At 69.1% G+C, this 13711-nt stretch carries 15 protein-coding genes and 1 tRNA gene; 9 read left to right on the top strand and 7 right to left on the bottom strand.

What is annotated here, in order from left to right:
• Window positions 1-2: 2 nt before the first annotated feature.
• The 4 genes from Q0599_RS10380 to Q0599_RS10365 all read right to left on the bottom strand — a co-directional run bounded on the left by Q0599_RS10380 (window position 3) and on the right by Q0599_RS10365 (window position 3340).
• Entirely contained in the window at window positions 3-2126 is a 2124-nt protein-coding gene (locus Q0599_RS10380; protein WP_298829169.1) for a sodium:solute symporter family protein, read from the bottom strand.
• Between the two features lies 1 nt (window position 2127).
• Window positions 2128-2385, bottom strand: a complete 258-nt coding sequence (locus Q0599_RS10375; protein WP_298829167.1) for a DUF4212 domain-containing protein — start codon at window positions 2383-2385, stop codon at window positions 2128-2130.
• 89 nt (window positions 2386-2474) lie between these two features.
• Entirely contained in the window at window positions 2475-3053 is a 579-nt protein-coding gene (locus Q0599_RS10370; protein WP_298829165.1) for a tetratricopeptide repeat protein, read from the bottom strand.
• The gene (locus Q0599_RS10365; RefSeq protein WP_298829163.1) at window positions 3044-3340 is read right to left on the bottom strand and encodes a hypothetical protein; all 297 of its coding nucleotides are present in this window, start codon (window positions 3338-3340) and stop codon (window positions 3044-3046) included. The genes Q0599_RS10370 and Q0599_RS10365 overlap by 10 nt, the downstream gene beginning before the upstream one ends.
• A 184-nt stretch (window positions 3341-3524) precedes the next feature.
• Here Q0599_RS10365 and prfB point away from each other — a divergent pair.
• From prfB to Q0599_RS10320, 9 genes are all read left to right on the top strand, one after another.
• Window positions 3525-4629, top strand: a protein-coding gene (gene prfB, locus Q0599_RS10360; RefSeq protein ID WP_298829162.1) for a peptide chain release factor 2 whose coding sequence is annotated in 2 segments (ribosomal slippage) — window positions 3525-3605 and window positions 3607-4629 — 1104 coding nt in all. Because the reading frame shifts where the segments join, the coding sequence is not laid out codon by codon here.
• Between the two features lie 13 nt (window positions 4630-4642).
• Window positions 4643-5344, top strand: coding sequence for an HAD family phosphatase (locus Q0599_RS10355; protein ID WP_298829161.1), 702 nt, complete (start codon window positions 4643-4645; stop codon window positions 5342-5344).
• Window positions 5337-8012, top strand: a complete 2676-nt coding sequence (gene pepN, locus Q0599_RS10350) for an aminopeptidase N (RefSeq protein ID WP_298829159.1) — start codon at window positions 5337-5339, stop codon at window positions 8010-8012. The genes Q0599_RS10355 and pepN overlap by 8 nt, the downstream gene beginning before the upstream one ends.
• A gap of 3 nt (window positions 8013-8015) precedes the next feature.
• Window positions 8016-9026, top strand: a complete 1011-nt coding sequence (locus Q0599_RS10345; protein WP_298829158.1) for a class 1 fructose-bisphosphatase — start codon at window positions 8016-8018, stop codon at window positions 9024-9026.
• 10 nt (window positions 9027-9036) lie between these two features.
• Window positions 9037-9705 (top strand): histidine phosphatase family protein, encoded by a 669-nt coding sequence (locus tag Q0599_RS10340; protein WP_298829156.1) that lies wholly within the window; start codon window positions 9037-9039, stop codon window positions 9703-9705.
• Between the two features lie 25 nt (window positions 9706-9730).
• A tRNA-Thr gene (locus tag Q0599_RS10335) sits at window positions 9731-9806 on the top strand.
• 244 nt (window positions 9807-10050) lie between these two features.
• Window positions 10051-10248, top strand: coding sequence for a hypothetical protein (locus Q0599_RS10330; protein WP_298829154.1), 198 nt, complete (start codon window positions 10051-10053; stop codon window positions 10246-10248).
• 153 nt (window positions 10249-10401) lie between these two features.
• A complete protein-coding gene (locus Q0599_RS10325) occupies window positions 10402-11343 on the top strand; it encodes a helix-hairpin-helix domain-containing protein (RefSeq protein ID WP_298829152.1) in 942 nt (313 codons plus the stop codon).
• The gene (locus Q0599_RS10320; RefSeq protein ID WP_298829149.1) at window positions 11340-11807 is read left to right on the top strand and encodes a YbhB/YbcL family Raf kinase inhibitor-like protein; all 468 of its coding nucleotides are present in this window, start codon (window positions 11340-11342) and stop codon (window positions 11805-11807) included. Before Q0599_RS10325 ends, Q0599_RS10320 begins: the two co-directional genes overlap by 4 nt.
• Here the strand turns inward: Q0599_RS10320 and Q0599_RS10315 are convergent.
• From Q0599_RS10315 to Q0599_RS10305, 3 genes are read right to left on the bottom strand one after another with little or no spacing between them, the layout of a single operon-like run.
• Complete coding sequence (locus Q0599_RS10315) at window positions 11804-12715, bottom strand: hypothetical protein (RefSeq protein ID WP_298829147.1); 912 nt, start codon at window positions 12713-12715, stop codon at window positions 11804-11806. The genes Q0599_RS10320 and Q0599_RS10315 overlap by 4 nt on opposite strands.
• Window positions 12712-13035, bottom strand: coding sequence for a hypothetical protein (locus Q0599_RS10310; protein ID WP_298829145.1), 324 nt, complete (start codon window positions 13033-13035; stop codon window positions 12712-12714). Before Q0599_RS10310 ends, Q0599_RS10315 begins: the two co-directional genes overlap by 4 nt.
• The gene (locus Q0599_RS10305; protein ID WP_298829143.1) at window positions 13032-13589 is read right to left on the bottom strand and encodes an HPF/RaiA family ribosome-associated protein; all 558 of its coding nucleotides are present in this window, start codon (window positions 13587-13589) and stop codon (window positions 13032-13034) included. Before Q0599_RS10305 ends, Q0599_RS10310 begins: the two co-directional genes overlap by 4 nt.
• Between the last annotated feature and the right edge of the window lie 122 nt (window positions 13590-13711).

Here is a 13711-nt window from a genome sequence, read left to right as displayed (position 1 = left end):
CGTCAGGCGTTGCCCAGCTTCAGGTCGGGGTAGCGCACGTGCTCCACCAGTTCCTGGGTCTCCTTCTTCGGGGCCGGCGTCAGCAGGCTGACGATGATGATCACCGCGAAGCCGATCGGCACGCCGAACAGGCCGGCCGAGATCGGCTGGATGTCCCACCACAGTTCCACCGGCTTGGTCACGCCGAACACGCCGCGCAGCCAGGTCTGCGTCGTGGCCATGTAGTAGAACGTGGTGCCCAGGCCGGCGATCATGCCCAGCGACGCGCCCCACCTGTTGGCGCGCTTCCAGAAGATACCGAGCGTGAGCGCCGGGAAGAACGCCGCCGCCGCGAACGAGAACGCCGCCGAGACCAGGAACAGGATGTCCGCCGGCTTCTGCGCCGCCACCGAGGCGGCCGCGAGGGCCACGATCAGCAGCAGGATCTTCGAGATCATCACCCGGCGTGCGGTAGGCGCGTTCGGATCGATCATCTTGTAGTACAGGTCGTGCGACAGCGCGTTGGCGATCGTCAGCAGCAGGCCGTCGGCGGTCGACAGCGCCGCCGCGAGGCCGCCCGCCGCCACCATGCCCGACACCACATAGGGCAGGCCACCGATTTCCGGCGTGGCCAGCACGATGATGTCGCCGCCGATCTTCATCTCGCCGAGCTGGAAGATGCCGTCCTTGTTGACGTCCACCACCGACAGCAGCGCCGGGTCGACCCGCGACCAGCTGGAGATCCAGCGCGGCAGCTGATCGAACGGCGTGCCCACCAGCACGTTGAACACCTCGTACTTGACCAGCACCGCCAGCGCCGGCGCGGTGAAGTACAGCAGGAAGATGAAGAACAGGCTCCAGAACACCGACTCGCGCGCCTCTCGCACCGACGGCGTGGTGTAGTAGCGCATCAGGATGTGCGGCAGCGCGGCCGTACCCACCATCAGGCAGAACACCAGGGCGAGGAAGTTGCGGCGCGACACATCGAAGGCCTTCTTCGCCGCGTCATCCCCGTTCGGGTCGCCGGCGAACACCTGCGCGTGGTTGGGCATGCCGCCCAGCGGCTTGGCGCGCGCATCGTTGGCCGCCTTGGCCGCCGTCCAGGCCTTCTTCGCATCGGCCTCGTTGGCCGGCACCGCGGCGAGCGCCTTCTCGGCCGCCTGCACTTCGGCCACCGGGGCGTTGGCGGCCTTCAGCTCGGCCAGCTTGGCCTCGGCGGCGGCCTTGTCGGCGACCAGCGCGGCCGGGATGTCCTTCAGCTTGGCGCCGAATTCGTCCGCCTTGGCCTTGAACGCGGCAACGACCTCGAGTTCCTTCGGGTCCGCGCGCAGTGCGTCACCCTTGGCGGTGACCTTCTGCAGCTGGTAGCCGTAGATGGCTTGCGGGATCGGCACGCCGGTCTGCTTCACCGACAGCCACACCACCGGGATCATGTAGGCAATGATGAGAATGATGTACTGGGCCACCTGCGTCCAGGTCACGGCGCGCATGCCGCCGAGGAACGAACACACCAGGATGCCGCCGAGGCCGACGAAGATGCCGATCTCGAACGCCAGGCCGGACAGCCGCGCGGTGATCACGCCCACGCCGTAGATCTGCGCCACCACGTAGGTGAACGAGCACAGGATCGCCGCGACGATGCCCAGGAAGCGCGGCACGTTGCCCTCGAAGCGTGCGCCCAGGAAGTCGGGGATGGTGAACTGCCCGAACTTGCGCAGGTACGGTGCCAGGAACAGCGCCACCAGACAGTAGCCGCCGGTCCAACCGAGGATGAACGCCAGGCCTCCGAAGCCGGTCAGGTACAGCGTGCCGGCCATGCCGATGAACGACGCCGCGCTCATCCAGTCGGCGCCGGTGGCCATGCCGTTGTAGATCGCGGGCACGCGCCGGCCCGCCACGTAGTACTCGGCCGCATCCGAGGTGCGGCTCATGATGCCGATGCCGGCATACAGCGCCACGGTGGCGAGAAGGAAGATGAAGCCGATCCAGTTGCGCGGCAGCCCCATCTGCTCGAGCACCGCGAGGACCAGCACGAAGACGACGAAGCCGCCGGTGTACCAGCCGTAGACCTTGTTCAGCTGTGCCTTGAAGGCCCTGTTGGCCGCAGCCCCGCCGCCGGAGCCATGATCGAAACTCACGCCAGCCATGTCATTCCTCCTCGGCAACGCCGAACTGCTGGTCCAGCCGGTTCATGTGCCGGGCGTAGTACCAGATGATCGCGACATAGACGATCAGCGCTCCCTGGGCCGCGACCCAGAAGCTGAACGGCCAGCCAAAGAACGTGAAGTTCAGGTCACGGGCGAAGTACCCGATCACGAACGTCACGAAGAACCAGATGGCGAGCAGAACTGCGGTGATCCGCAGGTTCGCCCGCCAGTACTGGTGATGCCTTTCCGACAATTGCATCGCAGTGCCTCCTAGGTTGCCAATCTCCGGGCTTGCGCCCGCCCCTCGATCCGCCGCGTGGCGCGGCTCACTACTCACTCACACTCGGTTCACGGCGCCAGCCCGGTCTCGCGTTCGAGCTGCGCCGCCACCTTGGGCTCGAAGCGCTGCAGGTGGCGGATGATCTTGCGCGTCTCGTCGGGCTGCTGCCGGTCCAGTTGGACGCGGGCCAGCTGGTACCAGCCGTACGGGCTCATCGGCTGCAGCTTGGTGTTGCGCTCCAGCGCCTCGACGGCTTCGTCCAGGCGGCGCAGGCGGATCAGGGTCAGGCCCAGCCCGTACCAGGCGCGGTCCAGATTCGGATTGAGCTCGACGGCACGGCGGAAGGCGGGGAGGGCCTCGTCGTAGCGGCCGGCATCCTCGAGCAGGTAGGCGAGATTGAACCAGTCGGCGGCGCTGCGCGCCGGATGGTGGGCGACCAGGGCCTGCGCATCGGCAATCGCCGCCTCGACGGCGCCGCGCTGCGCGCGCACCATGGTGCGGCTGGCCAGCGCGTAGGGATCGGCCGGCCACCGCGCCAGCATGGCGTCGAAGCTGCGCTCGGCGGCGGCGTGGCGGCCGAACACCAGCTCCGTGATCGCGCGCAGCTTCAGGCCCCAGTAGGCCAGCGGCTTGGACCTCAGCGACATTGTTCGACTCCGATCTGCAGGCACAGGTTGATCTTCACGATCGTGCTCAGCACCCACACCATCGACAGCAGCACGAAGGCGGCCAGCGGAATGTGGCGGTCGATGACGATGCGGGGCGTGATCAGGCGCGTGCCCTTCACGAACGGGCCGGTGAGCACCTGCAGCAGCTTGTAGAAGAAGTTGCTCTCGCGCTTCTGGCCGGCCAGCAGCCCGAGCAGGAATTGCCCTGCCAGTGCCATCAGTGCAATCTCGGTCACCAGCTTCACCGCAGACACGAACAGCAGCATCCAAAACCCTTGCCAGGAAGGTGCGAGACTGTCGTCCGCGAGCCCTTACAGGTTTCTGACAACCAGGGCTGGATCTCTCGCTTCTCCCCTCCGGGCAAACCCGCAGTCGGAACCTGCAAGGTCTGTCAGACCGCCGCCGCGGGGCCCCATGCCAAAATGCGCCCCTTTCGCAGAAGATCACACCATGGACATCGAACGCATCAACCAGATCGGCACCTCCCTGGCCGACCTGAGCTCGCGCACCGAAGCGCTGCGGAGGTATCTTTGACTACGACCGCAAAGCACTGCGGCTGAACGAGGTCAACGCCGCGCTCGAGAACCCGAACGTCTGGAACGAGCCGAGGCGCGCCCAGGAGCTGGGACGCGAGAAGAAGTCGCTGGAGACAGTGGTCGACACCATCAACCACCTGGCCAGCAACCTCTCCGACAACACCGAGCTGTACGAGATGTCGAAGGCCGACGCGGACTTCGACGGCCTGGCCGCGATCGAGGACGAAGCGGCCAAGCTGCGCGAGATCGTCGAGCAGCTCGAGTTCCGCCGCATGTTCAACAACCCGGCGGACCCGAGCAACTGCTTCATCGACATCCAGGCCGGTGCCGGTGGCACTGAGGCCTGCGACTGGGCGCAGATGCTGCTGCGCCAGTACCTCAAGTACTGCGAACGCAAGGGCTTCAAGACCGAGGTGATGGAAGAGACCGAGGGCGACGTCGCCGGCATCCGCAGCGCCACCATCAAGGTCGAGGGCGAGTACGCATTCGGCCTGCTGCGCACCGAGACCGGCGTGCATCGCCTGGTGCGCAAGAGCCCGTTCGACTCGTCCGGCGGCCGGCACACCAGCTTCGCCAGCCTGTTCGTCTATCCGGAAGTCGACGACTCGATCGAGATCGAGATCAACCCGGCCGACGTTCGCACCGACACCTTCCGCGCCAGCGGCGCCGGCGGACAGCACATCAACAAGACCGACTCGGCGGTGCGCTTGACGCACATTCCCACCGGCATCGTCGTGCAGTGCCAGAACGACCGCAGCCAGCACCGCAATCGGGACGAGGCCTGGCAGATGCTGCGCTCGCGCCTGTACGAGCACGAGATGCGCAAGCAGATGGCCGAGCAGCAAAAGCTCGAGGACAGCAAGACCGACGTCGGCTGGGGCCACCAGATCCGCAGCTACGTGCTCGACCAGAGCCGCATCAAGGACCTGCGCACCAACGTCGAGATCAGCAACACGCAGAAGGTGCTCGACGGCGACCTCGACGCCTTCATCGAGGCGAGCCTCAAGCAGGGCGTGTGACGACGTGGTCGGCGTGCAAGGCTTTCTCTTCGACCTCGACGGCACGCTGATCGACAGCATGCCGCACCACCACGACGCCTGGGTGGCGTGGCATGCGCGGCGCGGCATGACCCTCGACGCCGACGCGTTCTTCGCCGCGACCGCCGGGCGCTCGAACGACGAGATCCTGTCGGAGATGTTCCCGCACGCCACGCCCGGCGAACGGGTGGCCATGGCCGACGAGAAGGAGACGCTGTACCGCGAGTTCGCCGCGCCACGGCTGGCGATGGTGGCCGGCGCGCAGGAATTCGTCGAGCGCTCGCTGGCCGAGGGCCTTCGCCTCGCGGTGTGTACCGCTTCGACGCCCGAGAACATGAAACTCGCCTTCGCGCGCTTTCCGATCGACCGCTGGGTCGAGACGGTCGTCAGCCCCGCGGACAAGGCCTCCGGGCCGTCACCGGGGCGCCGCGCCGGCGACGGCCTGCGCGGCAAGCCGCACCCCGACATCTTCCTCGAGGCGGCACGCCGGCTCGGCCTCGAACCCTCGCGCTGCATCGTCTTCGAGGACGCCCCGCTGGGCATCGAGGCTGCGCGCCGTGCCGGCATGGGCGCGGTGGCGCTGACCACCACCTTGCCCGCGGCTGCCTTTGCCGGCTACCCGAACCTGCTCGCGTGCGCGCCGGACTTCCGCCCGCTCGCGCCCTCTGCCCTGACGAAAGAAGACCACCATGCGTGAAGGCATTGCTCAAGCAGTACGACGCGCCGACTACGCGGCGCCGGCCTACTGGATCCGCAGCGTCGAGCTGACCTTCGACCTCGACCCGACGCGCACCATCGTCGCCAGCCGCATGGCGGTGGTGCGCAACGCGAACGTGCCGTCCGGCTCGCTGCGCCTGCACGGCGAGGACCTCGAGCCGCTGCGCGTGCTGGCCGACGGCCAGAGCGTGTCGTTCCGCAGCGAAGATGGCGAACTGGTGATCGACAGCCCGCCGGACGGCGACTTCACGCTGGAGATCCGCAACACCTGCGCGCCGGAGAAGAACACGCAACTCGCGGGGCTGTACACCTCCGGCGGCGGTCTCTTCACGCAGTGCGAGGCGGAGGGCTTCCGCCGCATCACCTACTTCCTCGACCGCCCCGACGTGATGGCGGTCTACACGGTGACGCTGCGCGCCAGCAAGTCGCGCTACCCGGTGCTGCTGTCCAACGGCAACCTGGTGGAGCAGGGCGATCTCGACAACGGCCGCCACTACGCGAAGTGGCACGACCCCTTCCCCAAGCCCAGCTACCTGTTCGCGCTGGTGGCCGCCGACCTGGTGGCGCGTGAGCAGCACATCCGCACGCGTTCCGGCCGCGACCACCTGCTGCAGGTGTGGGTGCGCCGCGGCGACCTCGACAAGACCGAGCACGCGATGAACTCGCTGATTGCCTCGGTGGTGTGGGACGAGGCGCGCTTCAAGCTGCCGTTGGACCTCGACCGCTTCATGATCGTCGCCGTCGGCGACTTCAACATGGGCGCGATGGAGAACAAGGGCCTGAACATTTTCAACACGAAGTACGTCCTGGCCAACCCGGCCTCCGCCACCGACGCCGACTACCTGGCCATCGAGAGCGTGGTCGGCCACGAGTACTTCCACAACTGGACGGGCAATCGCATCACCTGCCGCGACTGGTTCCAGCTCAGCCTGAAGGAAGGCCTGACGGTCTTTCGTGACCAGGAGTTCAGCATGGACATGGCCGGCAGCGCGACGGCGCGCGCCGTCAAGCGCATCGCCGACGTGCACATGCTGCGCGAGCGGCAGTTCCCCGAGGACGCCGGCAGCATGGCGCACCCGGTGCGGCCCGACGAGTACGTCGAGATCAACAACTTTTACACCGCCACCGTCTACGAGAAGGGCGCCGAGGTGGTGCGCATGATGCAGACGCTGGTGGGCCGCGAGGGTTTCGCCCGCGGCCTCTCGCTGTACTTCGAGCGCCACGACGGCCAGGCGGTGACCTGCGACGACTTCGTGCAGGCCGTCGCCGACGCCAACCCCGGCAGCGAGCTCGCGCGAACGCTGGAGCAGTTCAAGCGCTGGTACAGCCAGTCGGGCACGCCGCGCCTGACGGCGCGCGGCCGCTACGACGCACCGACGCGCACCTACACGCTGGCGCTGGAACAGCACTGCGCGCCGTCGCACGGCCAGGCGGAAAAGCAGCCCTTCGTGATTCCGGTGGCGATGGGCCTGCTGTCGAAGGATGGCCGGCCGCTGCCTCTGCGCCTGGAAGACGAACCGGCGGAGCGAGCCTGCACCGAGCGCGTGCTGGTGCTGGACGAGGAGCGCAGCTTCTTCACCTTCGTCGACGTCGACGCCGAGCCGGTGCCCTCGCTGCTGCGCCAATTCTCGGCGCCGGTGCAACTCGCCGACGGTCTCGACGAAGCCGACCTGCTGGTGCGGCTCGCCCACGACACCGACCCCTTCAACCGCTGGGAGGCCGGCCAGCGACTGGCGCTGGGACGCCTGCTCGGCACGGTGCGCGGCGATGCGCCGCTGCAGCTCGACGAGGCCTTCGTCGACGCGATGCGCGGTGTGCTGCGACACGCACAGCTCGACCCCGCGTTCAAGGAGCTGGTGCTGACGCCGCCCTCCGAAACCTACGTCGCCGAGCAGTTGGACAGCGTCGACCCGCAGCGCATCCATGCCGCCCGTGAAGCGATGGTGCTGCAGCTTGCGCAGTCCCTGCGCAGGGACTGGGAATGGGCCTGGGAGACACACCAGGTCGGCGGCGTCTATTCGCCCGCGCCGACGCCCGCCGGCCGTCGGGCCCTGGCCAATCAGGCGCTGGCGATGCTGTGCATCGACGCGACCGCGCGCGGCGACGTGCTCTGGCAGGGCAGGGCCTACCAGCGCTTCAAGGATGCGACCAACATGACCGACCGCCAGGGGGCGCTGTGGGCCTTGCTGGCCTCGCATTCGGAGATGGCCGACCTGGCGCTGAAGCGCTTTCACGACCTGTTCCGCGACGACGCGCTGGTCATCGACAAGTGGTTCATGCTGCAGGCCCTGGCTCCCGAGCGCGACGGCCGCGTGTTCGCCCGCGCCAAGGCACTGCTCAAGCACCCGGACTTCACGCTGCACAACCCCAACCGCGCGCGCAGCCTGGTGCAGAGGCTGTGCGCCGAGAACCCGGCGGCCTTCCATCGCACCGACGCGGCGGGCTACGTGTTCTGGGCCGAGCGCGTGCTCGAGCTCGACGCCTTCAACCCGCAGCTGGCTGCGCGCATTGCCCGGGTGATGGACCGCTGGGCGCAACTCGCCGAGCCCTACCGCAGCGCCGCGCGCGAGGCGATCGCCCGCGTCGCCGCGCGAGCCGACCTGTCCAACGACGTGCGAGAAGTCGTCACGCGAGCCCTGGAGACCTGAGCCGTGCCCCGAAAGATCAGCCTCACGCAGTACCTCGTCGAACAGCAGCGCGAGCATGGCCACATCTCGGCCGAACTGCGCCTGCTCATCGAAGTGGTCGCCCGCGCCTGCAAGCGCATCGCCATCTCGGTCAACAAGGGCGCGCTCGGCGACGTGCTCGGCAGTGCCGACACGGAGAACGTGCAGGGCGAGGTGCAGAAGAAGCTCGACGTGATCGCCAACGAGGTGCTCATCGAGGCCAACGTCTGGGGCGGCCACCTGGCCGCCATGGCCAGCGAGGAGATGGACTCGATCCATGTCGTGCCCGACCGCTATCCGCAGGGCGAGTACCTGTTGCTGTTCGACCCGCTGGACGGTTCGTCCAACATCGACGTCAACGTCAGCATCGGCACCATCTTCTCGGTGCTGCGCAAGGTCACCAACAGCCGCGGCATCAGCGAGGAAGACTTCCTGCAGCCCGGCAAGCAGCAGGCCGCGGCCGGCTACTGTGTCTATGGCCCGCAGACCACGCTGGTGCTCACCGTCGGCGAGGGCGTCGCCATGTTCACGCTGGACCGGGAAATGGGCTCGTGGGTGCTGACCGCCGAACAGGTGCAGGTCCCGGCGGACACCCGGGAGTTCGCCATCAACATGTCGAACATGCGCCACTGGGCGCCTCCGATGCGCCGCTACATCGACGAATGCCTGGCCGGCAAGGAAGGTCCGCGCGGCAAGGATTTCAACATGCGCTGGGTGGCCAGCATGGTGGCCGACGTGCACCGCATCCTGACGCGCGGGGGCATCTTCATGTACCCCTGGGACCGCCGCGAGCCCGACAAGCCCGGCAAGCTGCGCCTGCTCTACGAGGCCAACCCGATGAGCTTCCTCATCGAGCAGGCCGGCGGCATGGCCACCAGCGGCACGCAGCGCATCCTCGACATCGTGCCGGGCAAGCTGCACGAACGCGTCAGCGTGGTGCTCGGCTCGAAGAACGAGGTCGAGCGCGTCACCGCCTACCACCGCGACGCGGCATAGGCCCGGACCGATGGGCCAGCTCTTTCTCGTGCGTCATGGACAGGCCTCGTTCGGGAGCGAGGACTACGACCGGCTCAGCGATCTCGGCCGCCGCCAGTGCGTGCGCCTGGGCGAGTTCTTCCGCCAGGCGGGCATCGTCTTCGAGGTGGCGCTGACGGGCACGCTGAGACGCCAGGTCGACTCGCTGGCCTGCATCGCCCAGGGCATGCAGATGGCGCCCGAGGCGCAGGCCTGGCCGGGGCTGAACGAATACGACGGCGACGCGCTGGTCGCCGCGCTGAACCCCGAGCCGATCGCACCGCTGCACACGCCCGACGGCGCGCGGGCGCATTTCCGGCTGCTGCGCGAGGGCTTGCAGGCCTGGATGGACGGCCGCACCCGGCCGCAGGGCATGCCCAGCCATGCCGAGTTCGTCGCCGGCATCCGCGAGACGCTCGACCACGTGCGGACGAGCCACGCGGGTGCGGTGCTGATCGTCTCCAGCGGCGGACCGATCGCCACTGCGGTGGCCGACGTGCTCGGTGCGCCGAACCCCGCGGCCATCGAGCTGAACATGCGCATCCGCAACAGCGCGGTGACCGAGTTCGTTTTCAGCCCGAAGCGGCATTCGCTGCTCAGCTTCAACACCCTGCCCCACCTGAGCGACCCGGCGCTGGAGGGCTGGGTCACCTACAGTTGAGGCCTGGCTATAATGCGCGGTTATCGCCGGTGTAGCTCAGTTGGTAGAGCAGCGCATTCGTAATGCGAAGGTCGGGAGTTCGACTCTCTTCACCGGCACCAACCTGGAAAGGGGTTAGCAGCTGCTAACCCCTTTTCTTTTGTACGCCCCCCCAGCGCACGATGGTGCGGGGCGCGGCGGCACCTCCGGACGTCCTCCGGCAGATCCGGCGGGACCCCTCAACTGGGTGGTATGCACACTTATCCCGCTGGCGCGCGCCGCCCGGGCCCGGCCTAATCGCGGCAGGAGGGGCAGCCAGGCGGGATCGACGGTCACGATGACGCTGGCCCTGGCTGCAAGGATGGGATGGCAAAGTACACGTGTGCCGGCTGCAGTCGGCCGCTGCCCAGAAAGGATGCACGCTGCCGCGCCTGCGGCTGGGCCATCGACTACGACAGCGCGTCGACTCGGCGAGCGCGCGTGACGACGCTCGGCGTCGGCTTGTTGGTGGCCCTCGTCGTGGCGTCGGCCTTCGCCATCGCCTACATCGAGCTCCAGTCCTAGAGAGCGAACGGATCGCCGGGCAGCCGCGGCCCTTTCGGGCACGGTCCAGCCGGGCAACGCGACGCGCCGCCCTGCGGCGGTCAGCGTTGATTCCCCTCAATCGCCGCCACGGGGCCGAGCGGCACGCTGACACCGGTCGACCAGAGTGTCCCGATGCCCAGTCCAGTCTCGATGCCCGACACGCGCGGCAGCGCGGCGACCGCCACCGCAGTGCCGGCGTCCGGCAACGCCGCCGTCGCCGATCTGCTGCGCGAGATGGCGGCGCTGCTGCAGGCGCAGGGCGAGGACAACGCGTTTCGCATCGCCGCCTACCGCCATGCCGCCGACACGGTGGCGGCGTGGCCGGAGAGCGTGCGCACGATCTTCGAACGCCACGGGCTGGCCGGGCTGGACGCCATGCCGACCGTCGGCGCGGGCATCGCAGCCGCGATCGGCGAAATTCTGCAGTCCGGCCGCTGGGGCAAGCTGGAGCGCCTGCGCGGTGGGGCGAACCCGGAAGCGCTGTTCCGCACCATCCCCGGCGTGGGGCCGCGGCTCGCGCTGCAACTGCACGACGAACTCGGCGTCGACACGCTGGAGGCGCTGGAGGTCGCCGCGCACGACGGCCGGCTGGAGCGACTGCCCGGGCTCGGCGCGCGCCGCGCCGCTGCGATCCGGGCCGCCCTGACGCAAATGCTCGACCGCGAGCGCGCGATGCGCCGCCGCCACCCTGCGGCGGGAGCGGACCATGCGCCGCCGATCGAGGCCTTGCTCGATGTCGACCGTGCCTTCCGCGCCGGCGCCGAGGCCGGCACGCTGCCCACCATCGCACCACGGCGCTTCAATCCCGAAGGCAAGGCCTGGCTGCCGGTGCTGCACACGCGGCGCGGCGACTGGGGCTTCACCGCGCTGTTCTCGAACACGGCGCGCGCCCACCAACTCGGCCGCGTGCGCGACTGGGTGGTGATCTATGCCGAGGACGGGTCGCATCACGAACGTCAGTACACCGTGGTGACCGCCGGCCGCGGCACGCTCGCGGGGCGGCGCGTGGTGCGCGGGCGCGAGGACGAGTGCCGCTCGTTCTACGCGCCGACCACCCAGGAGAGTTCACCATGAAACTCGGCTCCACGGCCTTTGCGCCGCACGGCGAGATCCCGCGCCGTCACACCTGCGATGGCGACGACATCGCGCCGGCGCTGCAATGGAGCGGGCTTCCCGCCGGTACCCTGAGCCTAGCCCTGATCGTCGACGATCCCGACGCACCGGACCCGGCCGCGCCGCAGCGCACCTGGGTGCATTGGGTGCTCTACGACATCCCGCCTGCTGCCGCCGGCCTGCCCGAGGGCGGCCGCCCGTTGCCGATCGGCACGCGCGAAGGGCGCAACGACTGGCACCGCAGCGGCTGGGGCGGCCCCTGCCCGCCGATCGGCCGGCACCGCTACTTCTTCAAGCTTTACGCCCTCGATGCCGTGTTGCACGACCTCGGCCAACCCGACAAGCACGCGCTCGAACAGGCGATGCGCGGCCATGTGCTCGCGCAGGCGGAACTGGTCGGCACCTACGCGAGGCAGCACCCCTAGGCGCGTCGCCGCGCGCCCGCCCCATGCGCCGGCGCCTCGGTCAGCGGCACCAGCCCGGACGGCGTGTAGCGCCAGGCCTGATGCGACAGCCCGGCAATGGCGCCCGCGGCATCGAGCATCAGGCGCGCGCTGAAGGCCGCGTCGTCGACGCGCGCCTCGAGCAGGAGGCTGGCGTGCGGCCCGGCGGCGCCTTCCTGCACACGCTCGATCAGCACGCCGCGCTGCTCGGTCTCCAGCGTCGCCAGGTCGGGCACGGGCAGCACCTGGGTGGGCTCGTCGGCGTACAGTGGGTCGCCCTCGATCTGCCGGCGGACGCGCTCGAACTCGGCGCCGCGCGCCAGCTGCACGTAGACGATGCGTTGCGCGCCGCCGGCGGCATCGGGCAGCTCGCTGCTCAGAGCGCCCTGCACGCCGGGCACGCGTTCGGCCTCGGCGCTGTGATGCAGACCGGGCGCGAGGTGCCGGCTGACGTGCGTCTGGCCGTTCGGGATCAGCAGCTCGAACAGATGCCGCAGCTGCGGCAGCACGCCGGGGTCCCAGCCGGCACCGACCACCGCGGTGACGCGATACCGCTCGGCCAGGTGCGCGATGTGCGCGTGGTGCTCGCGCAGCGCCTGCCCCTCGAAGGCGGCGCATTCGACGATCGGCACGCGCATCTGCAGCAGTTCCCGCGCGGCGTCGGGGGCCGCCTCGGTGCGCACGCACAGCAGTGCGGCGTCGACCCCGACGAGGTCGCGCACGTGCGACACGAAGGGCGCACCATGGGCACCGCTGAGCGAGGTTTCGTCCAGGGATGCAGCTCGTCGCACCACCCCTGCCAGCGTGAGTTGCGGGGCCTCACGAAGCGCCGCCGCGCAGGCCCTGCCCAGCCGCCCCCAGCCGACCACCGCCAGCCGCAGGCGCGTCATTCCTCGTCCAGATGCGGCGGGCTCGTGCCTTCGGCGGGTTCGCCGGTCTCGGGGTCGATCCAGTCGGCGATGCCGATCTCGCTCTCGGCTTCCTGCAGCGCCTCGCCGGGCTGGGGCGCGCTTTCGTCGGCCGCATCGAGCATGTCGGCGCGCGCGTCCTCCAGCGTCTCGAACGGGCCGAACTCCTGCCGGCCGTCGGGAGCGATCCAGTGGTAGCCGTCGGGCCGCTGCACGATGCGTTCGGGCTCGGCCGGCACCGCCTCCGGAATGGCCGCCACCGCGGGCGGCACGGGCGGTTTCGCATGCTTCGGTGCGTTCATGCCTGCACCCCACCCATGCCGTGCTTGCCCAGGCTGACCCGCTTCGCCTGCAGACCCTGTGCCGCCAGCTCGGCGATGAACTGTACGGCCGTGCCGATCTGCAACTGCTCGAAACGCCCCGAGGCGAGGTTGTCGCGGCCGAAGTAGTACTCCTGGCCATCGGCCGCGCGGATGAAGCCGAAGCCCCCGTCGTCGTTCAGCCTCACGACCTCCCCGTGCAGCTCGCGCGGGTGCTGCTTCTCGTCGCCACGGCGCTGTCGCACCACGTCCTCGAGCTGGCGCGTCATGTCGTCGAAGGCGTCGCGCAGCGCGACATAGACGTCCTCGTGCTCGACCCGGTCCACCACCAGTTCGTGCCCGGGCAACGTCAGGTCGATGCGCACGCCGAACGGCCGGCCCTGGTGCTTGTGCTTCTGCAGCAGGTCGACGACGACACGGCAACTCATGACGTCGCTGGCGAAGCGATCGAGGTGTTCGACCCGCTTGCGCACCGCGTCCTCGACGGCATCGGAACGGTCCATGCCATGAAAAGTGATCTGCACAGGCTGCTTCATGCGCGACTCCGGAGGAGACAGGGGTTCCATGGTGACCTCCATGGCGAGGCCGTCGCTGCGCTGCGTCAATGCGCTGGCGCATCGCGGGGACGGCGGCTGAGCCTTCGGCGTGCCCGCCAGCC

This window comes from uncultured Piscinibacter sp. (genome assembly GCF_937952055.1).
GTDB lineage: Bacteria > Pseudomonadota > Gammaproteobacteria > Burkholderiales > Burkholderiaceae_C > Piscinibacter.
Note: the sequence above shows the minus strand (reverse complement) of the source record. Positions and strands in the feature narration are given on the sequence as shown.